The 21308-nt window shown below is 62.7% G+C and carries 14 protein-coding genes; 12 read left to right on the top strand and 2 right to left on the bottom strand.

Features of this window, described 5'->3' with window-relative positions:
• Window positions 1-50: 50 nt before the first annotated feature.
• From DF196_RS08515 to amrS, 7 genes are all read left to right on the top strand, one after another.
• On the top strand, window positions 51-749 hold the full coding sequence (locus tag DF196_RS08515; protein ID WP_170115029.1) for an L-threonylcarbamoyladenylate synthase: 699 nt from the start codon (window positions 51-53) through the stop codon (window positions 747-749).
• Window positions 746-2044, top strand: coding sequence for an MraY family glycosyltransferase (locus tag DF196_RS08510; protein ID WP_241519660.1), 1299 nt, complete (start codon window positions 746-748; stop codon window positions 2042-2044). The genes DF196_RS08515 and DF196_RS08510 overlap by 4 nt, the downstream gene beginning before the upstream one ends.
• A gap of 70 nt (window positions 2045-2114) precedes the next feature.
• Window positions 2115-3668: an IMP dehydrogenase gene (guaB, locus tag DF196_RS08505; protein ID WP_109057419.1), complete on the top strand. Its 1554-nt coding sequence runs from the start codon at window positions 2115-2117 to the stop codon at window positions 3666-3668.
• 159 nt (window positions 3669-3827) lie between these two features.
• On the top strand, window positions 3828-4478 hold the full coding sequence (orn, locus tag DF196_RS08500; protein ID WP_109057418.1) for an oligoribonuclease: 651 nt from the start codon (window positions 3828-3830) through the stop codon (window positions 4476-4478).
• Window positions 4479-4689: 211 nt separating this feature from the next.
• Window positions 4690-6096 (top strand): DEAD/DEAH box helicase, encoded by a 1407-nt coding sequence (locus DF196_RS08495; protein ID WP_109057417.1) that lies wholly within the window; start codon window positions 4690-4692, stop codon window positions 6094-6096.
• Between the two features lie 180 nt (window positions 6097-6276).
• Window positions 6277-8481: an AmmeMemoRadiSam system protein B gene (amrB, locus tag DF196_RS08490; protein ID WP_241519659.1), complete on the top strand. Its 2205-nt coding sequence runs from the start codon at window positions 6277-6279 to the stop codon at window positions 8479-8481.
• Window positions 8482-8590: 109 nt separating this feature from the next.
• A complete protein-coding gene (amrS, locus tag DF196_RS08485; RefSeq protein ID WP_109057416.1) occupies window positions 8591-9676 on the top strand; it encodes an AmmeMemoRadiSam system radical SAM enzyme in 1086 nt (361 codons plus the stop codon).
• Window positions 9677-9694: 18 nt separating this feature from the next.
• Here the strand turns inward: amrS and DF196_RS13690 are convergent, their stop codons facing one another.
• Window positions 9695-11659, bottom strand: a complete 1965-nt coding sequence (locus DF196_RS13690; protein ID WP_206603791.1) for an SCO7613 C-terminal domain-containing membrane protein — start codon at window positions 11657-11659, stop codon at window positions 9695-9697.
• Between the two features lie 604 nt (window positions 11660-12263).
• Between DF196_RS13690 and DF196_RS08475 the strand changes: the two genes are divergently transcribed.
• Together DF196_RS08475 and DF196_RS08470 are read left to right on the top strand one after the other, a co-directional pair.
• A complete protein-coding gene (locus tag DF196_RS08475; protein WP_170115027.1) occupies window positions 12264-14066 on the top strand; it encodes a proline--tRNA ligase in 1803 nt (600 codons plus the stop codon).
• Between the two features lie 500 nt (window positions 14067-14566).
• Window positions 14567-15298, top strand: a complete 732-nt coding sequence (locus DF196_RS08470; RefSeq protein ID WP_109057414.1) for a single-stranded DNA-binding protein — start codon at window positions 14567-14569, stop codon at window positions 15296-15298.
• Between the two features lie 146 nt (window positions 15299-15444).
• On the opposite strand, the gene DF196_RS08465 is transcribed toward DF196_RS08470, so the two are convergent.
• A complete protein-coding gene (locus DF196_RS08465; protein WP_109057413.1) occupies window positions 15445-17631 on the bottom strand; it encodes a M13 family metallopeptidase in 2187 nt (728 codons plus the stop codon).
• Window positions 17632-17801: 170 nt separating this feature from the next.
• Between DF196_RS08465 and DF196_RS08460 the strand changes: the two genes are divergently transcribed.
• The 3 genes from DF196_RS08460 to DF196_RS08450 all read left to right on the top strand — a co-directional run bounded on the left by DF196_RS08460 (window position 17802) and on the right by DF196_RS08450 (window position 21063).
• Complete coding sequence (locus tag DF196_RS08460) at window positions 17802-18740, top strand: HdeD family acid-resistance protein (RefSeq protein ID WP_109057412.1); 939 nt, start codon at window positions 17802-17804, stop codon at window positions 18738-18740.
• 24 nt (window positions 18741-18764) lie between these two features.
• Window positions 18765-19547: a type I methionyl aminopeptidase gene (gene map, locus DF196_RS08455; protein WP_109057411.1), complete on the top strand. Its 783-nt coding sequence runs from the start codon at window positions 18765-18767 to the stop codon at window positions 19545-19547.
• 223 nt (window positions 19548-19770) lie between these two features.
• A complete protein-coding gene (locus DF196_RS08450) occupies window positions 19771-21063 on the top strand; it encodes a citrate synthase (RefSeq protein WP_109057410.1) in 1293 nt (430 codons plus the stop codon).
• Window positions 21064-21308: the final 245 nt, after the last annotated feature.

Here is a 21308-nt window from a genome sequence, read left to right as displayed (position 1 = left end):
CCATCTCCGGCGACCGTACCCGTCCGGGCGCAATGGTGCAATGATAGATTGTGAATCAACAGGCGAACGGAGGCAAGGGCGTGAGTAGGGGAGCAGCGCTGAAGGTCACGGAGGAATCATTGGCCGAGGCCGCGCGCGTCATACGCGAGGGCGGCCTGGTCGTCATCCCCACGGACACGGTGTACGGCGTGGCGTGCGACCCGCGCAACACGGATGCCATCGATCGCATCTATCGGCTCAAGCGCCGCCCGCGATACAAGGCGCTGCAGGTGCTGCTCGCCTCCGTCGACCAGTTGGATGAGCTCGGTCTCGACCTGCCGTCGCCGCTGAATCGTCTTTCCGCGGCGTTCCTGCCCGGCGCGTTCTCGCCGATCGCCGTGGCACGTCCGGACTGCACGCTGAAAACGTTGGCCGACACCGCCGACGGTCGTCCCGGCACGCAGGGCATCCGCATCCCGAACTCCGCGCTGGCGCTGCGCATCCTCAAGGCCACCGGTCCGGTCGCGGCCTCCAGCGCTAACCGTTCCGGCGAGGAGAGCGCCCAGAGCGTCGAGGAGGCCATCGCCGCGTTCGGCGACGAAGTCGACCTGTATCTGGACGGCGGCCCCACGCCGGGCCATGTCTCCAGCACCGTGGTGCGCGCCGATCCGTACGGTCGTGACGGCATCGAGATCCTGCGTGAGGGCGTCATCGCCCAAAGCGTGATTCGCAAGGCCCTCCACCTCAACGGCGGGGGACTGGGCGCATGAGAATCTATCTTCTGGTGGCCGCCATCGCCGGCGGCGTGACCTGGCTCGTGACCCCGCTGATCCGTCACGTGGCCATCGAAATCGGCGCGGTGGGCGAGGTCCGCGCACGCGACGTGCACACCGTGCCTACCCCGCGCATGGGTGGTCTCGGCATGCTCATCGGCTTCGTGGCGGCGATGGTCTTCGCCAGCCGCCTGCCGTTCCTGTCCGGCCTGTTCGCCGGCAGCTATCAGATGTGGGTGATCCTCGCCGGTGGCGTGATGATCAGCCTGCTCGGCATGGCGGACGACCTGTGGGACCTCGACTGGATGCTCAAACTCGCCGGGCAGCTGCTCATCTCCGTGTTCGTGGCATGGGGTGGTCTGCAGATCATCTCGCTGCCGTTGGGCGGTCAGCTGGTCACCGCAAGCCCCAGCCTGTCCATGGCGATCACGGCGTTCCTCATCGTGGCCTCCATCAACGCGGTCAATTTCGTGGACGGCCTGGACGGCCTGGCCGCGGGCATCGTGGCGATCGGCGGCATCGCGTTCGCCGCGTACTCCTATATCATCGCCCGTTCCTCGCCGAGCTATGCCTCACTCGCCACGCTCATCGATGTGGGTCTCGTGGGCATCTGCGTGGGCTTCATCCTGCATAACTGGCATCCCGCCAAACTGTTCATGGGCGATTCCGGCTCCATGCTGCTCGGCTACCTCATCACCTGCGCGTCCATCGTGATGACCGGTCGTCTCGACCCGGCCTCGATTCACGCCAGCATCTACCTGCCCGTCTTCATGCCGATCCTGCTGCCGATCCTGGTGCTGTTCCTGCCCGTGCTGGACATGTGCCTGGCCATCGTGCGACGTTTGGCCAAGGGACAGTCGCCGATGCATCCGGACCGCATGCACCTGCACCACCGCATGCTCAAGATCGGTCATTCGGTGCGTGCCGCCGTGCTCATCCTGTGGGGTTGGGCGGCGCTCATCGCATTCGGTTCGTTGATGATCCTGTTCTTCAAGGCGCAGCACGTGGCCATCGGCATGGCAATCGCGGTGGTGGTGCTCACCATCGCCACCATGTACCCGTATCTCAAGCACCGCATCCCGGAGATGCGTGCGGAGAACCTGGCGATGGAGGCCGCGCGCAAGAAGGCCCACCACGCCACGGCCGAGTCGGGCCAGCCCACCGGACTCGTGCCGGGGGAGGGGAAGACCTCTGCCGATGCACCTGATATGCCGGGCGCCATCGCCGCGTCTGCGGCACCCGTCGCGCCTGGGCATCCGGAAGCGTCGGAATCGGAGAAGAAGCCGGCATAATACCGGATTGCGCGGGGCAGTATAGACCATGCGTGTCGTGAAGGTCAGCGTGTATTCATATAGTGTTTACATGGCTACAAACCTTGATGAATTGAACGCCCAGTCGGCGTACGCCCCCCTTCCCCCGATTTTCGCCAAGCTCGGCCTTGCATATGACGATGTGCTCCTGCTGCCGAACGAGACGGACGTCATCCCCTCCGAAGTGGACACCACCACGCAGCTGACCCGCAAGATCACCATGAAGGCGCCGGTTCTCTCCGCCGCCATGGATACCGTGACGGAGTCCGAGATGGCCATCGCCATGGCCCGCAACGGTGGTATCGGCGTGCTGCACCGCAATCTCTCCATCGATGACCAGGCCGCCCAGGTCGATGTGGTCAAGCGTTCCGAGTCCGGCATGATCACCGACCCGCTGACCGTGAACCCCGAGGTCACCCTGGCCGATCTCGACAAGCTGTGCGGCAAGTTCCACATCTCCGGCCTGCCGGTGGTGGACAAGGAGAACAAGCTCGTCGGCATCATCACCAACCGCGACATGCGCTTCATCGCCTCCGAGGATTACGACACCCTCAAGGTCAAGGACGTCATGACCAAGGACAACCTGGTCACCGGCCCGTCCAACATCTCCAAGGACGACGCCCACCGTCTGCTGGCACAGCACAAGGTCGAGAAGCTGCCGCTGGTCGATTCCGAAGGCCACCTGACCGGCCTGATCACCGTGAAGGACTTCGTCAAGACCGAGCAGTACCCGGACGCCACCAAGGACGAGCAGGGCCGCCTGCGCGTGGCCGCCGGCGTCGGCTTCCTCGGCGACGCCTGGCAGCGTGCCTCCGCCCTGATGGAGGCCGGCGTGGACGTGCTCGTGGTCGATACCGCCAACGGTGAGGCCCGTCTCGCCCTCGACATGATCTCCCGCCTGAAGCACGACTCCGCCTTCGACGGCGTGCAGATCATCGGCGGCAACGTCGGCACCCGTTCCGGCGCCCAGGCCATGATCGACGCCGGCGCAGACGCCGTCAAGGTCGGCATCGGCCCCGGCTCCATCTGCACCACCCGCGTGGTCGCCGGCGTCGGCGTCCCGCAGCTCACCGCCGTGTACGAAGCCGCCCAGGCCTGCAAGGCCGCCGGCGTGCCGTGCATCGCCGACGGTGGCATCCACTACTCCGGCGACATCGCCAAGGCCCTCGTGGCCGGCGCCTCCTCCGTGATGCTCGGCGGCACGCTCGCCGGTTGCGAGGAAGCCCCGGGCGAGAAGGTGCTCCTGCACGGCAAGCAGTACAAGCTGTACCGTGGCATGGGCTCCCTCGGCGCCATGGCTCCGCGCGGCAAGAAGTCCTACTCCAAGGACCGTTACTTCCAGGCTGACGTCACCTCCAACGACAAGGTCGTGCCGGAAGGCGTGGAAGGCGAGGTTCCGTACCGCGGACCGCTCAACGCCGTGCTCTACCAGATGCTCGGTGGCCTGCACCAGTCCATGTTCTACATCGGTGCCCACAACATCTCCGAGATGAGCGAGAAGGGCCGCTTCATCCGCATCACCGATGCCGGCCTGCGCGAATCCCACCCGCACGACATCGTGATGACCGCCGAGGCCCCGAACTACTCCGGCTTCCACAACAACTGATGCCGGTCACGGCCGGTGATTCGCCGACATAGCAGGTGATTCGCCGCGTCCCATACTTGAGGCTCCCTTTCCTCTACGGAAAGGGAGCCTCTTTGTATTCCCCGCGGTATAGTCTGAACTGTTCTGATTACGAGCGACAGTTACGGAAGGCGGCCCACGATGGTGGATGCACATGACGCGGAAACGTACAGCGCGAAGGACTCGCGCCTGATCTGGATCGATTGCGAGATGACCGGACTCGACATCTTCGGCGGCGACGAGCTGGTCGAGGTGTCCGTGGTGCCCACCGACTTCGATCTCAACGTGCTGGACGAGGGCGTGGACTTCGTCATCAAGCCTTCCGATGCCGCCGTGGCCCACATGAACGACTTCGTGCGCAACATGCACACCCGCTCCGGCCTCATCAACGAATGGGAGCACGGCCTGAGCCTTGCCGAGGCCGAGCAGAAGGTCACCGAATACGTGCTGCGCTTCACCCCGGACGGCGTCAAGCCCTTGCTGGCCGGCAACACCATCGGCTCGGACAAGAAGTTCCTCGACCACTACATGCCGGGACTCATGAGCCACCTGCATTACCGCAGCGTGGACGTGAGCACCTTCAAGGAGCTCGCACGCCGCTGGTACCCGGCGGTCTACGAGAACCGCCCGCCGAAGAACGGTGGCCACCGCGCGCTTGCGGACATCATCGAGTCGCTGGACGAGCTGCGTTACTACCGCAAGGCCTTCATGGCCCCGGTGCCCGGCCCGGACGAGGCCGAGGCCAAGGCCATCGCTGCCGACATTGAAGCCACCAGCATCCTCAACAAGTAGTCTGTTTGTGGCTCTGTTCAACCAAGATTGACATGGCCCTTATTCTTGCTGGCTCGCGGAAGCGAGACTGAGGGGTAGTCCAATGGAATTCATGTCAATCTTGGTTTAACAGAGCCTTGTTTTTCGTGGCTCCCCTCTCCGCTCCCTCCGAGAGGGGAGTACTCACCACTCAATCGGGCATCGGATATCACGGGAATCGAAAGGAACACCAATGCGCCAAAGCGAGGCCCTGGCCATCCTGAACGCCGGCGCGAACGTGTTCCTGACCGGTGCCCCAGGCGCCGGCAAGACGTACACGCTCAACGAATTCATCCGTCAGGCGCGGGCGGACGGCGCCGAAGTGGCCGTCACCGCGTCCACCGGCATCGCCGCCACGCACATCAACGGCCAGACCATCCACTCATGGAGCGGCGTGGGCGTGGCCACGAGCCTGACGGCCAACCTGTTGAAACTCATCCGTTCCCGTCGTCGCCGCAAGATCCAGGCCGCGGACATCCTCGTCATCGACGAGGTCTCCATGCTGCACGCCTGGCTGTTCGATATGGTCGATCAGGTCTGCCGGCTGGTTCGCCACGACCCGCGTCCGTTTGGCGGCATCCAGGTGGTGCTCTCTGGCGACTTCTTCCAGTTGCCGCCCGTCTCCGTATCCGGTCGCAACAACGACCTGATTGCCCCGACCCCGGAATTCGTGGCCGCACGCGAACGCTATGCCAAGGCCGACCGTAATCCGGAAGGTTTCGTCACCGAATCACTGGTGTGGGACGAACTCAATCCCGCCGTCTGCTACCTGACCGAACAACATCGTCAGGACACCGGCGACCTGCTCACCGTACTCACCGACATCCGCGCCGGCGGCGTGACCCAGCACGACCGCGAGGTGCTGCTGACCCGACTGGGACGTATGCCCGAACCCGGTCAGGTGGCCGTCCACCTGTTCCCCGTCAACCGGCAGGCCGACGGGCTCAACGATATGAGACTGGCCCAGATCGCGCTTGACGAGCATGAGTTCCACGCCGAGACCGCGGGCCCGGCGAATCTGGTGGACCGACTCAGGAAGAACATGCTCGCTCCGGAACGGCTGGTGCTCAAGACCGGTGCGGCGGTGATGGCGCTGCGCAACGATTCCGACCATCAGTTCGTCAACGGCTCGCTTGGCACTGTGCGCGGGTTCGCGCCCGAAGCCAAGGGTGGCTGGCCCATCGTGGAGTTCGAGAACGGCAATATCGTCACGATGAAACCGGCGGACTGGGAGATGATGGACGGCGACACCGTGCTCGCCTCCGTGCGGCAGGTGCCGTTGCGGTGCGCGTGGGCCATCACCATCCACAAGTCGCAGGGCATGACGCTCGATCGTGCGGTGATGGACCTGCGACGCACCTTCGCGCCCGGCATGGGCTATGTGGCGCTCTCCCGCGTGGAATCGCTGGACGGACTGTATCTGGCCGGTGGCAACGAACGCATGTTCCTGGTCTCGCCGGACGCCGTGATGCTCGACGGAGACCTGCGCGAGGCCTCGGCCGCCGCTTCCGACCAACTGGCCGCGGACGGAGCCGCCGCCTTCAAGCCCACCGGTCTTGCCGCCGGCGATGACGAATTCAATCAGGACGCACTGTTCTGAATCGGGGTTGCATTGTTGAACCCAATTGATATGGCTTTGTTCAACCAAGATTGACATGGCCCTTATTCTTGGCTCTTATTGCCAGCGGAGCTGGCGGCGAAGCTGACTGAGGGTATGTCAATCGTGATGCAGTGAAGTATCGAGCACCATCGGGCTACCATGGAAGGTGAGGTGGTCGTTATGGTGCATTCCGATATCTTCCACAGGAACAACGAGGTTCATGAACCGCTCGAAACCGGCGCTGCGGGTGCGGCGGCGGTGCGGCCGGCGTCGGTGGCCGGTTCGTTCTACCCGGCCGACCGAGTGACGTTGAAGCAGCTCATCAACCGGCAGCTCGATTATGGCCGTTCGTTGGTGCGGCGGTTGGCTCCGAATCTTCCGACCGGTGTACCGAAAGCGGTGATTGTGCCGCATGCCGGGTACGTGTATTCCGGCACCACGGCGGCGCTTGCCTACGCATTGCTGGAACGCGGCCGTGGCATGGTGAAGCGTGCGGTGATTGTGGGGCCGACCCATCGTGTGGCGGTCCGCGGCGTGGCCTGCTCCACGTGGGATGCGTTCGAGACGCCATTGGATGTGACTCGTGTGGATACCGCGGCTGAATGCCGTGCGTTGGGAATGGCTGCGACTGATTCCGTCAATCGTGATTCCGGCGAGAGACATGGTGGGAATGGTGCTGCTGCTGGCACGAGCACGGATAATGCCGGCAAAGCTGCCAGTAATGGCCTGGATGCTGCTGGTATTGCTGCTTCTGACCATGCTGGTGCGGATGCTGCCAGTGCGGGCACTGCCGATGCGGGCGACGGCGCACACAAGCTTACATCTCACGGTAATGTTTCACAAGACGTTTCACGCAATGTTTCACGAGGTGTTTCACGTTCCGGACTGCGTTCCGGCATGCACGCTCGGCCAGGTGCTCCCGCTTCTGCGCTGATCGTCAACGACCCCACACACGCCCAGGAGCATGCGGTGGAGGTGCAGATCCCATTCCTGCAAACCATCTTCGGCCCGGACCTTGAAATCGTTCCGCTCAACGCGGGCGACGCCACCGCCAAGGAGGTGGGCGACGTGCTGCGGGCCCTGTGGGGTGGCCCCGAAACCGTCATCGTCATCAGTTCCGATCTTTCGCACTACCATCCTCAGGCCTACGCCCGCGCACTGGACGACCAGACCATCGAGGACATTCTTGCGCTGCGCAAACCCATCCATCCGCGTCGTGCCTGCGGAGCCTACCCGATCAACGGGCTGTTGGACGTGCTGACCGAACGTCATGACATGCATCTGTTCGAGCTCAGCTGCTCCACTTCGGGCGATGACGGTGTGGCGGCGCTCGCCGGCCAGTCACGCCCAGCCATGCATGACCCCGGCGAGCCGGTGGTCGGCTATGCATCCTTTGCCGCGTGGGAGGGCGGCCGGAACGATGCCGAATCAAATGAAGCTGGTCATGATTACACCGATCGTCATGATGACGCCGATATCCATGGCGGTATTGATGCCGCTGGCCGCACTGATGCCGTTGACGGTGCGAATCAGAGCTCCCAAGATTCCGGTACTGACGCGCATCCGGCGGATAGCGGACGCGGTGACGTGCTACTGGCGCTTGCCCGGGCTGCCATCCGGGAGCGACTGGGCATCGATACGGATACACGACGGTCTACCGTCTCCAATGCCAGAGTTGGTGCCAATGCTGACGCCGGTACCGTTACCGATGTTTCCGAATCAGACGCCGGCGTGACTATGGCAACCGAATCGTCGGTGAGTGACATCATCGCGGCCCATCCTTGGCTGCAGCAGTCGGGTGCGAGCTTCGTGACCCTTACCGAATACGGCCGACTGCGTGGATGCATCGGCTCGTTGGTGGCCTACCGCTCGTTGGGGCGCGACGTTGCAGAGCATGCCGTGGATGCGGCGATTCATGACCCACGCTTTGACCCGGTCGCGGCGGCCGAATACCCGCTGTTGAGCGTGGAGGTCTCGGTATTGGGCGAGCCGGAACCCATTGTCGTGACGGCAGATGCCGAGAAATCGGAATCCAACAGGAATGGCGAAGGGGAAGCGACGCAGGGTAGCTGCTGGCATACTCTGACTGATGGGAGCCGTCCCGCAACCACGAATGCAGGCCGGGAACCGAAGCATTCGGGCAGACCAGTAAAATCCCGCGACGAACTTGAATCGGCATTGCGTCCTGGCCGGGATGGGCTGATCATCGTCGACCATCGCGGCCGGAGCGCCACCTTCCTGCCGCAGGTTTGGGAACAACTTCCCGATCCGCACGACTTCGTCTCCCACCTGTTGGCCAAGGCCGGCATTCGCCCATCCTACGATTGGTCTGATGGTGAGATCGACTGCCAGCGCTACGAGGTGACCGCCTATGCCGAGGAATGATGCGGCTACGCATGCCTTTGCTACTGTGAATCGCCTTACCGGGTCGAATGCCATGAGTCGTAAGTCTGTTGATACAGGCGTGTCAATCAATGCTGGTGATTCCACAGGTATGACAGTCGCGCCTGATTCAAGAAGTGTGAATCCCGCAGTCGGCCGGTGGCAAACACGATTCGACGACGGCTCCGGCCGCGCCCGGTGCGAACTCTGCCCGCGACGCTGTGTGCTCAAGCCTGGTCAACGTGGTTTCTGTTTCGTGCGGTCAAACCATGACGGCGTCATCTTGTCCGATACCTATGGACGCAGCTCCGGTTTTGCCGTGGATCCGGTGGAGAAGAAGCCGCTCAATCATTTCCACCCCGGTTCCAGCGTGCTGAGCTTCGGTACGGCCGGGTGCAATTCGGGGTGCCGGTTCTGCCAGAACTGGGATATCGTCAAGGCGCGCAGCTTCGACCGTCTTGGTGTGGAGGCAAGCCCGGAGAAAATCGCGCAGGTAGCGGCGGATCGTGGCATCGATTCGGTGGCGTTCACCTACAACGATCCGATTGTGTTCGCCGAATACGCCATCGATACGGCGGTTGCTTGCCGCGAGCACGGTATTCACCCGATTGCCGTGACCGCCGGATATATGAGTGCGGCCGCACGTCCCGACTTCTATGCGGCCATGGATGCGGCGAACATCGACCTTAAAGGTTTCACCGAGGATTTCTACTGGAAGGTGACCGGCACGCATCTCCAGGATGTGTTGGACACCATTGACTATGCGGTCAACGAGGCGCGCACTCCAGGCGGCGAGCATGTATGGGTGGAGCTCACCACGCTGCTCATCCCCGGTCTCAATGACGATGATGCCCAGCTCCACGCTGAATGCACGTGGATTCGCGAACATCTCGGTCCGGACGTGCCACTGCATTTCAGCGCTTTTCACCCCAGCTACCGGATGATGGACGTGCCGCCCACTCCGCATGAAACCCTGACCCGTGCGCGTGCAATCGCGCTCGGTGAGGGACTGCACTACGTTTACACCGGCAATGTCCACGACCGTGAAGGGGACACTACCTACTGCCCGAATCCGTCATGCCGTGCAAAGCTCATTGAGCGTGACTGGTACCGCATCATCGTCGACCGTCTGTCTGTGGCAAACGGCGGGAACGGCCGTTGCCCCAATTGCGGCACTCCTATAGCCGGTCGTTGGTGACGCTGATTGTGTACGCGACTAACGCAGGTCGCTGATGCGGGCGGCGATGTTGCGCATGGATTTGAGACTGGCCTCATACCGCGCGGCGGTCACGATGAGGATGATGCCTCCGATGAGCAGCCATACCCACCAGTAATGGCGTGAGAATTCCGCAAGCCATGGCCAGATTACCGTGAGGATATGGATGGTCAGTACCACCGCACCGTATATCAGCGGCGCCTGCAATCCCAGCAGCGCTCCCAATAGCAATGTGACGAGCGAGATGGTGAGTAGCGCGAGCATGCGCGGGAAATTGACCGGCTCCAGCTGGCTTGCCAGCAATGAGGGAACCATGAGCAGTGCCAGCGGTGCCCAAAGTGCCGGCCAACTACGCGCCTGCGTGTTGACATGCAGCCGGTATGCTCCCACAATCAGCGCTGCCGAACCCGTGATGATGGCGATGACATCGACCGAGATATACGGATGATGATCCGAAAGCGTCCAAAGCATCAATACCACGGCGGTGAAAATCGCAAAACAGTATGCGAACAGGGCCGAAGCGTAGATGTATCTGGATCGATACGTAGATTGTGCGCCCTGCGGACGCGGGGCTTGCACGTGGGAAGTTGGTTGCGGCCTCAGCTCAATGGTCGAAACCGGTATGGGTGCATTGAACTTGGAAGTCGTTTCTTCCGGCTCGTCCAATCGGGGTTTGGCAGCGAGCACTCCGGTCGCGGCGCAGACCGCTAGCATGAGCATGAATGCCGTCATTGCGGTGATGAACGCGGGAACATCCCTGCGACCGAATTCGCTGAACGTCAGAACCATCAACAGAAACGCGCCGATGATGCTGGCCGTGGTGCGGGCCGGTTCCCCGATGCGTCTGAATGCGCCGGAACGTGGCAACAGACAGCCTGCGGCCATGGCGATGGCCGATACCAACACTGTGGCCAGATAGGCACACATGCGGGCGAGATTCTGATCCGCCATCACCGCCTCAAGACCGCGGCTCAACGGTACGGATACCGAAGCGCATGTCCATACGAGTCCCGCGGTCGGTATGGCGCAGAACAACGGATGCACGGTTTTGCCGGTATGGGTCAAGACCCGTACATGCAGCGTCACCAGCACCACCGCCCATGCAGCGGGGACAAGGACACAGAGCGAAGCCGCCGGAGGGAACGGTTCAGCCGATGACATTACGGAATACATGGTGAAGGATATGGGTGCCAGGAGTGCCATTGAGACAATGGCCGAGGCGACCCACTCGAAATCGGCGTGGCGGGAGTGTCTGCTGGGCTTCAGGAATGCCGCATCCAGCGCAGTGACCAATGCGCCTGCGGCAACGGCCACGGTATTACGCAATCCGGAATCCACCACAGGCAAATCGGTCATGAGCAGGATAAGCGCGAACGGCAATGAGAAGGTCGCATACAACGTATAGGCGCGCAATGGCAGAACCGGTTGCGCAGAGGACTCCGTCACAGCAAAGCTCTGCACGGGATTATCCTGCGTCGAAGGGACCGGTGTGGTGGATTCCGGTATCGGGGAGTGCTGGGTGAAGGCATTCCGAGCCGGAGGATTTTGCGCCGGGAAACCAGCGGAAACGGAAGTCGTCTGGACCGTTTGAGTGTCAGACTCGGACTTACGGACGGATGTATGGAAAGGCGTGCGGATGAGCCGCAACCCCAAGGCGAATGCGGTGATCAGAACTATGATCAGGCCGCTCGCAGTACCCTGCGGCACACGCAGTACCACCACCGGAATATGGCCGATGAGTATAGCGTCGATGGTCAATGCCGCCAGTCCAGCCCACGCGAGTCCTTCGGCGGTGGCCCGCAGCCGCGCAGTCAATGCCACGCCGATACCCAGCGACAACAAGCCGATGCCGCCGATGGCCGCAGCTCTGCCGATATCTCCCAATGTGCTGTACGCCACCAAAGCGAAAGCAAGCACCGCGATGGTCACCAACGCCACACCCAGAATCAGCAGCAGGATCTGCACGCTGGAATGGCGAGGCTGTTCCGGTTCCGGTTGTGTGGAAGGCAGGATTATGGGCACGCCCAAGCCATTGGTGAATGGCGGATACGGTTCCTGCTGGCTGGGGGCGTGTGTTATCGGCGGTGCGTCGGTTGTGGCTGAATATGGTGGAAATGATCCCGTCTCCGCGAAATTCGGCGGTTGCGGGGTCTCGGAATACGAAGGATATGGCTGACCTGGCATTACAGGCGGTACGGTTTGTGAAATTTGCGGCTCACGCGGCTTAGGGCGGAATGGCGATTCGGCAGTCGTCGTTGACTGCGGTTGCCGAGTGAATGCATCGCCTGTCGTTGGTACTGAGGTTCCGGCGGGCGGTGACGTCGGCGGAGCCTGCCTCTCGGAATCGTATGGTGTGTGTTGTTCCTGTGGATTGGTCGGCTGCGTCATCGGTGCCCCTTCACGGTAAATCTATCCCCCTCATCATTGTCGCATGCGCAAGGCCGAAAACCAAGCTAACGTCAAGTGCGCACTGGTATCCAAAGACAAGCGGCCGTAGACAAAACCGGCATGGGCAGGACGATTCGGGATCGCCCCTTCATTGTCGGTTCACACGAATATCTTGGAACACATGACTTCCAATACCCTTCGTATGTCAACCCTGTTCCTGCGCACCCTGCGCGAAGACCCGGCGGACGCGGACGTCGATTCCGCCAAGCTCCTGCAGCGCGCCGGCTACATCCGCAAGGCCGCCCCCGGCATTTGGACCTGGCTGCCGCTCGGCCTGCGCGTGCTCAACAAGATCGAGGCCATCATCCGTGAGGAGATGGATGGCATCGGTGCCCAGGAAGTGCACTTCCCGGCCCTGCTGCCGCGTGAGCCCTACGAGGCCACCCACCGTTGGGAGGAGTACGGCGACAACATCTTCCGCCTCAAGGACCGTCACCAGGCCGACTACCTGCTGGCCCCCACCCATGAGGAGATGTTCACCCTCCTGGTCAAGGACATGTACTCGTCCTACAAGGACCTGCCGGTCGTGCTGTACCAGATCCAGACCAAGTACCGCGACGAGTTCCGTCCGCGCGCCGGCCTGATCCGCGGCCGCGAGTTCGTGATGAAGGACGCCTACTCGTTCAACGTGGACGAAGAGGGCATGCGCAAGGCGTACATGGACGAGCGCGGCGCCTACGAGCGCGTGTTCCAGCGCATCGGCCTCAAGTACGTGCCGGTGTTCGCCATGTCCGGCCCGATGGGCGGCTCCGCGTCCGAGGAGTTCCTCGCGCCGATGCCGATCGGCGAGGATACCTTCGCGCTTGCCCCCTCCGGCAAAGCCTGGAACGTCGAGGCCCTGCACACGCCGGAATTGCCGGAGATCGATGCCTCCAACACCCCGGCCGCCACCAAGGAAAGCACGCCGGACGCCAAGACCATCGACAAGATGATCGAACGCGCCAACGCCGATCACCCGCGTGACGACGGCCGTGAATGGGCCGCTTCGGACATCCTCAAGAACGTGGTCATCGCCGTCAAGCACCCGGAGGACGCGGAACACGACGAGCCGTGGCGCGAGCTGATCGTCGTCGGCGTGCCGGGCGATCGTACGGTCGACATGAAGCGTCTCGAGGCGCAGTTCGCGCCGTCCGAGCTCGAAGAGGCCACCGAAGAGGACCTCAAGAAGCACCCCGAACTCGTGCCGGGCTACATCGGCCCGATGGTTCTTGGCCCGCAGGCCGAGGTCGCCGGCGTCAAGGAGCCGCTGCGTTACTTCGTGGACGCTCACGTGGTCAAGGGTTCCGCATGGTTCACCGGTGCCGACAAGTATGAGGTCGACTACTACAACCTCGTTTACGGCCGCGATTTCAAGGCCGATGGTGTGGTAGAGGCCGTCGAGGTCCGCCACGGCGACATGAGCCCGGACGGCTCCGGCCCGCTGAGCTTCGAGCGCGGCGTGGAAATCGGCCAGGTCTTCCAGCTGGGCCTCAAGTACTCCAAGGCGCTGGACCTCAAGGTCCTCGACCAGAACGGCAAGGCCGTGCCGGTGTGGATGGGCTGCTACGGCATCGGCGTGTCCCGCGTGCTCGCATGCGTCGCCGAGACGCATCACGACGAGGCCGGCTTGGCTTGGCCGTCCGTGATCGCGCCGGCCCAAGTGCACGTGGTGGCCACCGGCAAGGACGAGAAGGCCTTCGAGGGCGCCGAGAAGCTGGTCGAGGCGCTGGAAGCCAAGGGCGTCGAGGTGATTTACGACGACCGCAAGAAGGTCTCCCCGGGTGTGAAGTTCAAGGACGCCGAGCTTATCGGTGTGCCGACCATCGCCGTGGTGGGCCGCGACTTCGTCAACGACGGCACGATTGAGATTCGCGACCGTAACGGCGATAACAAGGTCGCCGTGCTCGCCGACCAGGCCGTGGAAACGCTGCTTGAGCGTCTGTGATTGAGGCCTGAGTAGAGCTGCGCATAAGCGCCATCCCGCATCCTGTGTGATGGCGCTTTTTGTTGCTGTTCAGGCTCCCCTCAGTCAGCTGCGCTGACAGCTCCCCTCAGAGAGGGGAGCCAAAAGAAGTAGTTCGGTGAACCAAGATTGACGTCCCCCTATTCTTGGCTCCCCTCCTTGAGGGGAGCTGCCAGCGCAGTTGACTGAGGGGAGCATCATTACTCGTGGTACTCCCCTCAGTCGTCTAACGACGACAGCTCCCCTCAGAGAGAGGGGAGCCGGAATAAATGCAAAGACCATTTGCCTAATGGTGGATAACCGAAATCAGTCCACAGTGCACGCGAAAGCAACTGCGTCATGGTATCCACATTCGCCGGTTGGGCTTGTCCCGGCTTATTCCGGTCCAGCACAGTGGGAAGTACCGCCGGCTGATCTGCCCGCAAGGACGCGCAGGCAACCCCGGCGGTCCATCCATGGCAATGCGAATGAAAGGACCGATCATGGCAAATCAGCAGGCAGCAGTGACCATCACCGGATTCGTGGCGGGCGATCCGATGATGGGCGGCACGGAGAACTTCCCCGTATTGAGTTTCCGCATGGGCAGTACGCGAAGCCGTTTCAACCAGAACACCCGTCAATGGGAGGAATACGGTACCGCATGGATCGCGGTCAAGGCCTTCCGGGTACTGGCCCAGAACACCCAACGATCGGTACGTCGAGGCGATAGGGTCATCGTGGTCGGCGTGCTCAACACCGAGCAATGGTCCACGCCGACCGGCGAACTGCGCAGTCGCACGGTGATTGAGGCCACCAATATCGGCCACGATCTGACGTTCGGCACCACGGCGCTGACCAAGGTGTCGCGCAATGGTGCCGGCAATGGCGGAAATGCCGCGAATGCCGGCACTGCTGCCGGGGGCAATGGGGCCGGAACCGGCACCCAGCCCGCACAGGGAGAGCAGTCGCAGTTCCAACGAACGGGAAACCCGCAGCAGCAGTATGATACCGCCAATGGTCCCGGTCCCGACCCATATCAGGCTGCGGGGAATGCGGCGGGGCCTCAGCAGGCGCAACCGGTTGATTTAGGAGTTACCGATGAGTCGGTAGAGAGTCAATCCGCAAGCCAGCCACAGCAGGCTGGCCAACAAGCGCCGCAGGCGGATTCAATGGCGGACGCACAGTCGTATAACGGTGAATTCGACGAGGAAGTCGAAGACGACGTTCCGTTTTAGGTGAAAAATGATGTCCGCCTTGGCTCCCCTTGTCAAGGTAGCTGGACACAAAGCAGACTGAGGGGAGCATTACTCGTGGTACTCCCCTCAGTCGTCTAACGACGACAGCTCCCCTAAGAGAGGGGAGCTAGAGCAACGCAAGAAGATCACCAAATGCGCACGCGGGCGTCGGGGGCGAGCCACATGGCATCGCCTTCGGTCACGCCGAACGCATCGTAGAAGAGATCCACGTTGCTGGCGATGCCGTTGGTGCGGAACTCGGCAGGGGAGTGCGGGTCGATCTGCAGGTACTGCTCGGCCAGCTCGTCGCGGTTCTTGGTGCGCCAGATGGAGGCGTAGCTTAGGAAGAAGCGCTGCAGACCGGTGAAACCGTCCATCTCAGGGGCGGTGTCCAGCAGGGCCTTGATGGCGGCCGGGGATCCATCCTCGTCGCCATCGCCGGCGATCGCGCCGGATGCCTTGCCCAGTGCGAACGCATACGCCTTCAAGGCGATGTTCACGCCGCCCAGGTCGCCGATGTTCTCGCCGATGGTCAGCGCGCCGTTGACGTGCGGGGCCTTGTCCGGCTCGTCCGCGTACTTCTCGGCGAGCTGCTGCGGCACGAATCCGTTGTACTGTTCGATGAGCGCCTTGGTGCGTTCCTCGAAGTTCTTGCGGTCCTCGTCCGTCCACCAGTTGTTGAGCTTGCCGTCGCCGTCGTACTGCGAACCCTGGTCGTCGAAGCCGTGGCCGATTTCGTGCCCGATCACCGCACCGATGCCGCCGTAGTTCGCGGCGTCCTCGGCCTCCGGATCGAAGAACGGGGGCTGCAGGATGGCGGCGGGGAACACGATGACGTTCATGGTCGGTTCGTAGTAGGCGTTCACGGTCTGCGGGTTCATCAGCCACTCGTCCTTGTCGGCAGGCTTGCCCACCTTGGCCAGCTGGTAGCCGGTCTCGTAGAGGTTCGCGGCCTTGGCGTTCTCGGCGAGCAAGGCGTCCGCGGAGACGCTCAGCGCCGAATAATCACGCCAGTGGTTGGTGTAGCCGATCTTCGGCGTGAACTTGGAGAGTTTCTCCAACGCCTTGGCGCGCGTGTCCGCACCGAGCCAATCGGAGTTGGTGATGGAGACGCGGTAAGCGTCGATGAGGTTGGCCACCAGCTGTTCCATGCGCTGCTTCGCGCTCTCCGGGAAGTGGCGACGCACGTACTCGCGGCCCACGTCCTCGCCGCATACGCCGTTGACCAGGCTCACCGCGCGCTTCCAACGATCGCGTTGCTTCCTGGCGCCGGACAGCACCTTGCCGAAGAAGTCGAAGTTGGTGGTGTCGAACGCGCGGGACAGCATGCTCGCGGAACCGACAATCATATGTACGCGGGCCCACAGCTTGAGATCGGCCAGATCGGCCTCGTCCCAGAACTTATCGAGTCCGGTCAGGAAGCTCGGCTCGTGCACGATGGTGCGGTCGAAGACGGACTTGAGGTCGATGGGCTGCGCCTTGGCCGCGTCGGTGGCGTCGTACGAGGACTGCCATGCGTCGATCCAGGAGACGAGGTCGAAGTGCTGCAGTGTGGCCGCCAGATCGGCGAAATCGGTGGGGTTGTAGGTCTTCACCGAGTCACGGGTGGCCACGTTGTCCCAATGGTTGGCGGCGATGCGGGTCTCCACGTCGAGGAAGTGCCGGGCCATAGCCAGCGCGGCCTCGCTCGGCACCACGGCCGGGGTCTCGGAAGTGGCATCGGCACTGGTGTCGGCAGCATCGTTAACATCGTCGCCATCGGTTTCGGCGGCCGGCGCGTATCCGGCGTTCACCAGCTGGGTGGCCACCATCATCACGTACGCCTCACGCACGGGGGCGTAGTGGTCCTCGCGATAGTAGGCCTCGTCCGGCAGCATCAGGCCGGACTGTTCGATGTGGGTGATGTTGAGGTCCGGGTTGCCCGGGTCGCCGTAAATGGCCAGGCCGAACAGATCCGGGCCGCCGGCGGGGTTGATGGTGCCGAGCACGCGGGTCAGCGCGGGCTTGTCGATGGCGGAGTCGATGAGGTCGAGTTCGTCGCGGATCGGGTCCAGTCCGGCGGCCTCGATGGCGTCGGTGTTGAGGAAGGAGCGGTAGAGGGCCTGCGACTTGGTTGCGGGGCAATCCTCGTCCTCGAGGATCTCGCGCACCTGGTTCTCGGCGTCCTCGGCGAGTTTGTCGAAGGAGCCGTAGCGGGAACGGTCGTCCGGCAGACGGTAGGTGTCGATCCAGGGGCCGTTGACGTAGCGGAACAGGTCGTTGACGGGTTTGATGACGGTGGAGAACGATGCCGGGTCGATGCCCGACTTCAGCGTTTCGGTTTCGTTGGTCATGCCCCCAGCCTAATCGGCGTGGGGGAGAAGCGTTGGTGAAAAGCTCGGCTGTAGGCTGATTGAGGTGCATTGCGTAAGGGGTTACTAGGCAGTCTGACTAGTTCTGCTCATAGTGTGAATTAGGCAGACTGTCTAAAATATGGGGTGAACCGTGTACGTAAGGAGTCATGATGAGCGACCCGAACAACAGCCAGAACCCGCAGAATCCATTCGATCCGCAAGGCCCGAACCCGCAAGGCCAGAACGGTGCGCAGTATCAGCAGAACCAGCAGCCGCAGTACGGTGCGTACGACAGCAACCACGGAGGCCAGTATCCACCGCAGCAGGGTGGTGGACAGACTGGTCAGGGCGGCCCGCAATCCCAGGGCTACGGTCAGCCCTATTACGGGCCGTACGCCACTAATCCGAACGGGCAACAGTACGGACAGTACGGTCAGCCATACGGCGCGTACGGCCAGAACCAACCGAACCAGAACGGCCAGGACGATCAGAGCCGGAATCCGTTCGGCGCGCAACCCGGCTGGTATGCCGGCGACTTCAACCCGTTCCGCCTCATCGAGGAATGGCTGCCGCAGAAGGCCAAGACCACCATCCGTGTGGTGTACGGCGTGGTGGGCGTGGCCGCGGTCGCGCTGGGCTTGGCGCTGCTGCTCGTGCCGTCCAAGACGCTGGCCCTGGCCGCGCTGCTGCTCGGCGTCTACTTCGTGATCTCCGGCGTGGTGCGCATCGTCAGCGCCCTGGTCGAGCCCGGATTGCCCGGCGGCTGGCGCGTGCTGGACGTGCTGGTGGGCATCCTGCTCACCTTCGGCGGCGTGGTGGTCGTGCGCAACTACGGCCTGACCGGACAGACCTTGGCCCTGATGATCACCCTCATGGCGGGCTTCGGCTGGATCATAGAGGGCGTGATGGCGCTGGTGGAATCGTGGCGCATCCCGCACTCCGGATGGGCCGTGGCCTACGCGATCATCTCCATCATCGCCGGATTCGTGGTGCTGATGAGCCCGTTGAGCTCCACCGTGTTCATGGTGATTTTCGGCGGCTGCGCCATGGTGGTCATGGGCATCACCGCCGTGATCCGCGCGTTCACTTTCGGCAAGCCGCGCAAGTAGGGCGGCCTGAGTAGGCTGGCAGGCATGATCGAACTGAAGACCCCTCGTGAAATCGAGGAAATGAAGCCTGCCGGCCGCTTCGTCGCCGGAATCCTCAAGGAACTGCAGGAGACCACCAAGGTGGGCACCAACCTGCTGGAGATCGACGAATTCGTCCACAAGAAGATCGTGGACCGCAAGGGCGCCGAATCCTGCTACGTGGATTACGCCCCGGACTTCGGCACCGGCCCGTTCGCCCACTACATCTGCACTTCCGTGAACGACGCGGTGCTCCACGGCGTCCCGTACGACTACAGCCTCAAGGACGGCGACCTGGTCTCCCTGGACCTCGCCATCTCCGTGGACGGCTGGGTCGCCGATTCCGCCGTGAGCTTCGTGGTGGGCAAGGACCCCGACCCCGAGGACCTGCGCCTCATCAAGTGCACCGAGGAGGCGCTCGCCGCCGCCATCGACGTGGCCAAGCCCGGCAACCGTCTCGGCGACATCTCCAACACCATCGGCGACATCGCGCGCGAATACGGATACCCGATCAACCTTGAGTTCGGCGGCCACGGCGTGGGCCACATCATGCACGGCGACCCGCACGTGCCGAACGACGGCCGCGCCCACCACGGCTACAAGCTGCGCGAAGGCCTGGTCATCGCCATCGAACCGTGGTTCCTCAAGACCACGGACGAGATCTACCAGGATCAGAAGGACGGCTGGACCCTGCGCTCCTCCGACGGTTCGCGCGGCGCCCACTCCGAGCACACCATCGCCATCACGGAGAACGGCCCGATCATCTTCACCGACCGCACCAACCTGTGATTGCCGCTGGCTTGAAAGCCGGCAAAGCGGACTGAGGGGAGCTTCTGCACCAGGTAGGGGCTCCCTTTTGTTATGCCCGGTGGTGCCGTGCGTTGCCGCTCGGCCGTTTTTGAGACGCCGGCTTGCACCGAAACACGCATGCCATATAGTGAGCCATACTTTTGAGCTTTGAGCCGAACGGCCCGTTCCGTCGGCATCGGCCCGTTGATGAGGGAGCACAAGTATGGCAACAGCCCAGCTGAATGTGGATGACAGCAAATACACCCTGCCGGTGGTCAAGGCCACCGCGGGGGCGGACGGTATCGTCGTCTCCAAGCTGCGTAACGACGGCTGGGTCACGCTCGATCCCGGCTTCCTGACCACCGCGCAGTGCGAGTCGAAGATCACGTTCATCGACGGCAAGCATTCCATTCTGCGCTACCGTGGCTACCCCATCGAGCAGCTGTGCGACCAATCCGACTTCCTCGAGGTGGCGTGGCTGCTGCGCCACGGCGAGCTGCCGAGCAAGGAGCAGTACGAGAAGTTCGTCTCCGCCATCAATCATCGCACCATGGTGGGCGAGGACTTCCGTACGTTCATGGGCTCCTTCCCGCGCACCGCGCACCCGATGAGCGTGCTTGCCTCCGCCATCAACGCGCTGGCCACGTTCTATCCGGACACTACGGACATCACCGATTCCGACCAGCTGGACGAGGCCGCGGTGATCATCATGGCCAAGGTGCGTACCATCGTCTCCTACATCTTCCGCCGTCGCCGCGATGAGCCGATGCTCTACCCCGATTACGCGCGCGGCTACGTGGACGACTTCCTGCGCATGTGCTTCGCCGTGCCGTACGAGCCGTTCGAATCCGACCCGCTGTACGTGCATGCCCTCGGCCGACTGCTCATCATCCACGCCGACCATGAGCAGAACTGCTCGACCTCCGTGGTGCGCATCGCCGGTTCGGCCCACGCCAACCTGTATTCCGCGGTGGCCGCCGGCGTGAACGCCCTATCCGGCCCGCTTCACGGCGGTGCGAACGAGGCCGTGTTGCGGCAGTTGAAGGCGATTCGCGATTCCGGCAAGTCCGTGAGCGAGTTCGTGGCCGACGCCAAGGCGAACGGACAGAAGATCTCCGGCTTGGGACACCGCGTGTACAAGTCCTACGACCCGCGTGCGGCCATCGCCAAGCAGTATCTGGAGAAGATCATGGAGCGCGAGGACACGTCCAAGCTGCCGGCCGACGAGCGTGCACTGTTCGATGTGGCCACCGAGCTGGAGGACATCGCCCTGCACGACGAGTACTTCGTCTCACGCAACCTCTACCCGAACGTGGACTTCTACACGGGCCTGATCTACCGCGCCATCGGCTTCGACCCGGCTATGTTCACCACGTTGTTCGCACTGGGCCGCATCCCCGGCTGGATCGCCCAGTACCGCGAGATGCTGGCCGACCCGAACACCAAGATCGGCCGCCCGCGCCAGGTGTACACCGGGCCGGTGAAGCGCGACTACGTGCCGCTGGAAGAGCGGTAGGCTTCCGTTTTCGGTATGTCTTTCGAGGCCGATGCGTGATTCTGCGCGTCGGCCTTTTTCGTTGTTTGTTTGGTGTCGTGGTAGGGGCGTCGCTCTGGAGATTGTTGGTTTTCGTGGCTGCTTTGGGTTTTGGCGAGGTGTTCTTAAATTTGATTCGAGGTTTCGTGATGAGTAGCGGTGAGGTTGCACAGGATTTGTTGATATGACATGGCTTTTCGGCGGATTTCACGGGCTGAATCCGCACG

The sequence above is a fragment of the Bifidobacterium callitrichidarum genome (assembly GCF_003129905.1).
Classification (GTDB): Bacteria; Actinomycetota; Actinomycetes; order Actinomycetales; family Bifidobacteriaceae; genus Bifidobacterium; species Bifidobacterium callitrichidarum.
Note: the sequence above shows the minus strand (reverse complement) of the source record. Positions and strands in the feature narration are given on the sequence as shown.

Excerpts from the sequence above, each read along its gene's own strand:
- DF196_RS08475 (WP_170115027.1), top strand. The coding sequence starts at position 12,264 with ATGACTTCCAATACCCTTCGTATGTCAACCCTGTTCCTGCGCACCCTG.
- map (WP_109057411.1), top strand. The coding sequence starts at position 18,765 with ATGATCGAACTGAAGACCCCTCGTGAAATCGAGGAAATGAAGCCTGCC.
- DF196_RS08460 (WP_109057412.1), top strand. The coding sequence starts at position 17,802 with ATGAGCGACCCGAACAACAGCCAGAACCCGCAGAATCCATTCGATCCG.
- DF196_RS08465 (WP_109057413.1), bottom strand. The coding sequence starts at position 17,631 with ATGACCAACGAAACCGAAACGCTGAAGTCGGGCATCGACCCGGCATCG.
- DF196_RS08510 (WP_241519660.1), top strand. The coding sequence starts at position 746 with ATGAGAATCTATCTTCTGGTGGCCGCCATCGCCGGCGGCGTGACCTGG.
- DF196_RS08495 (WP_109057417.1), top strand. The coding sequence starts at position 4,690 with ATGCGCCAAAGCGAGGCCCTGGCCATCCTGAACGCCGGCGCGAACGTG.
- DF196_RS08470 (WP_109057414.1), top strand. The coding sequence starts at position 14,567 with ATGGCAAATCAGCAGGCAGCAGTGACCATCACCGGATTCGTGGCGGGC.
- DF196_RS08450 (WP_109057410.1), top strand. The coding sequence starts at position 19,771 with ATGGCAACAGCCCAGCTGAATGTGGATGACAGCAAATACACCCTGCCG.
- orn (WP_109057418.1), top strand. The coding sequence starts at position 3,828 with ATGGTGGATGCACATGACGCGGAAACGTACAGCGCGAAGGACTCGCGC.
- guaB (WP_109057419.1), top strand. The coding sequence starts at position 2,115 with ATGGCTACAAACCTTGATGAATTGAACGCCCAGTCGGCGTACGCCCCC.
- amrS (WP_109057416.1), top strand. The coding sequence starts at position 8,591 with ATGACAGTCGCGCCTGATTCAAGAAGTGTGAATCCCGCAGTCGGCCGG.
- amrB (WP_241519659.1), top strand. The coding sequence starts at position 6,277 with ATGGTGCATTCCGATATCTTCCACAGGAACAACGAGGTTCATGAACCG.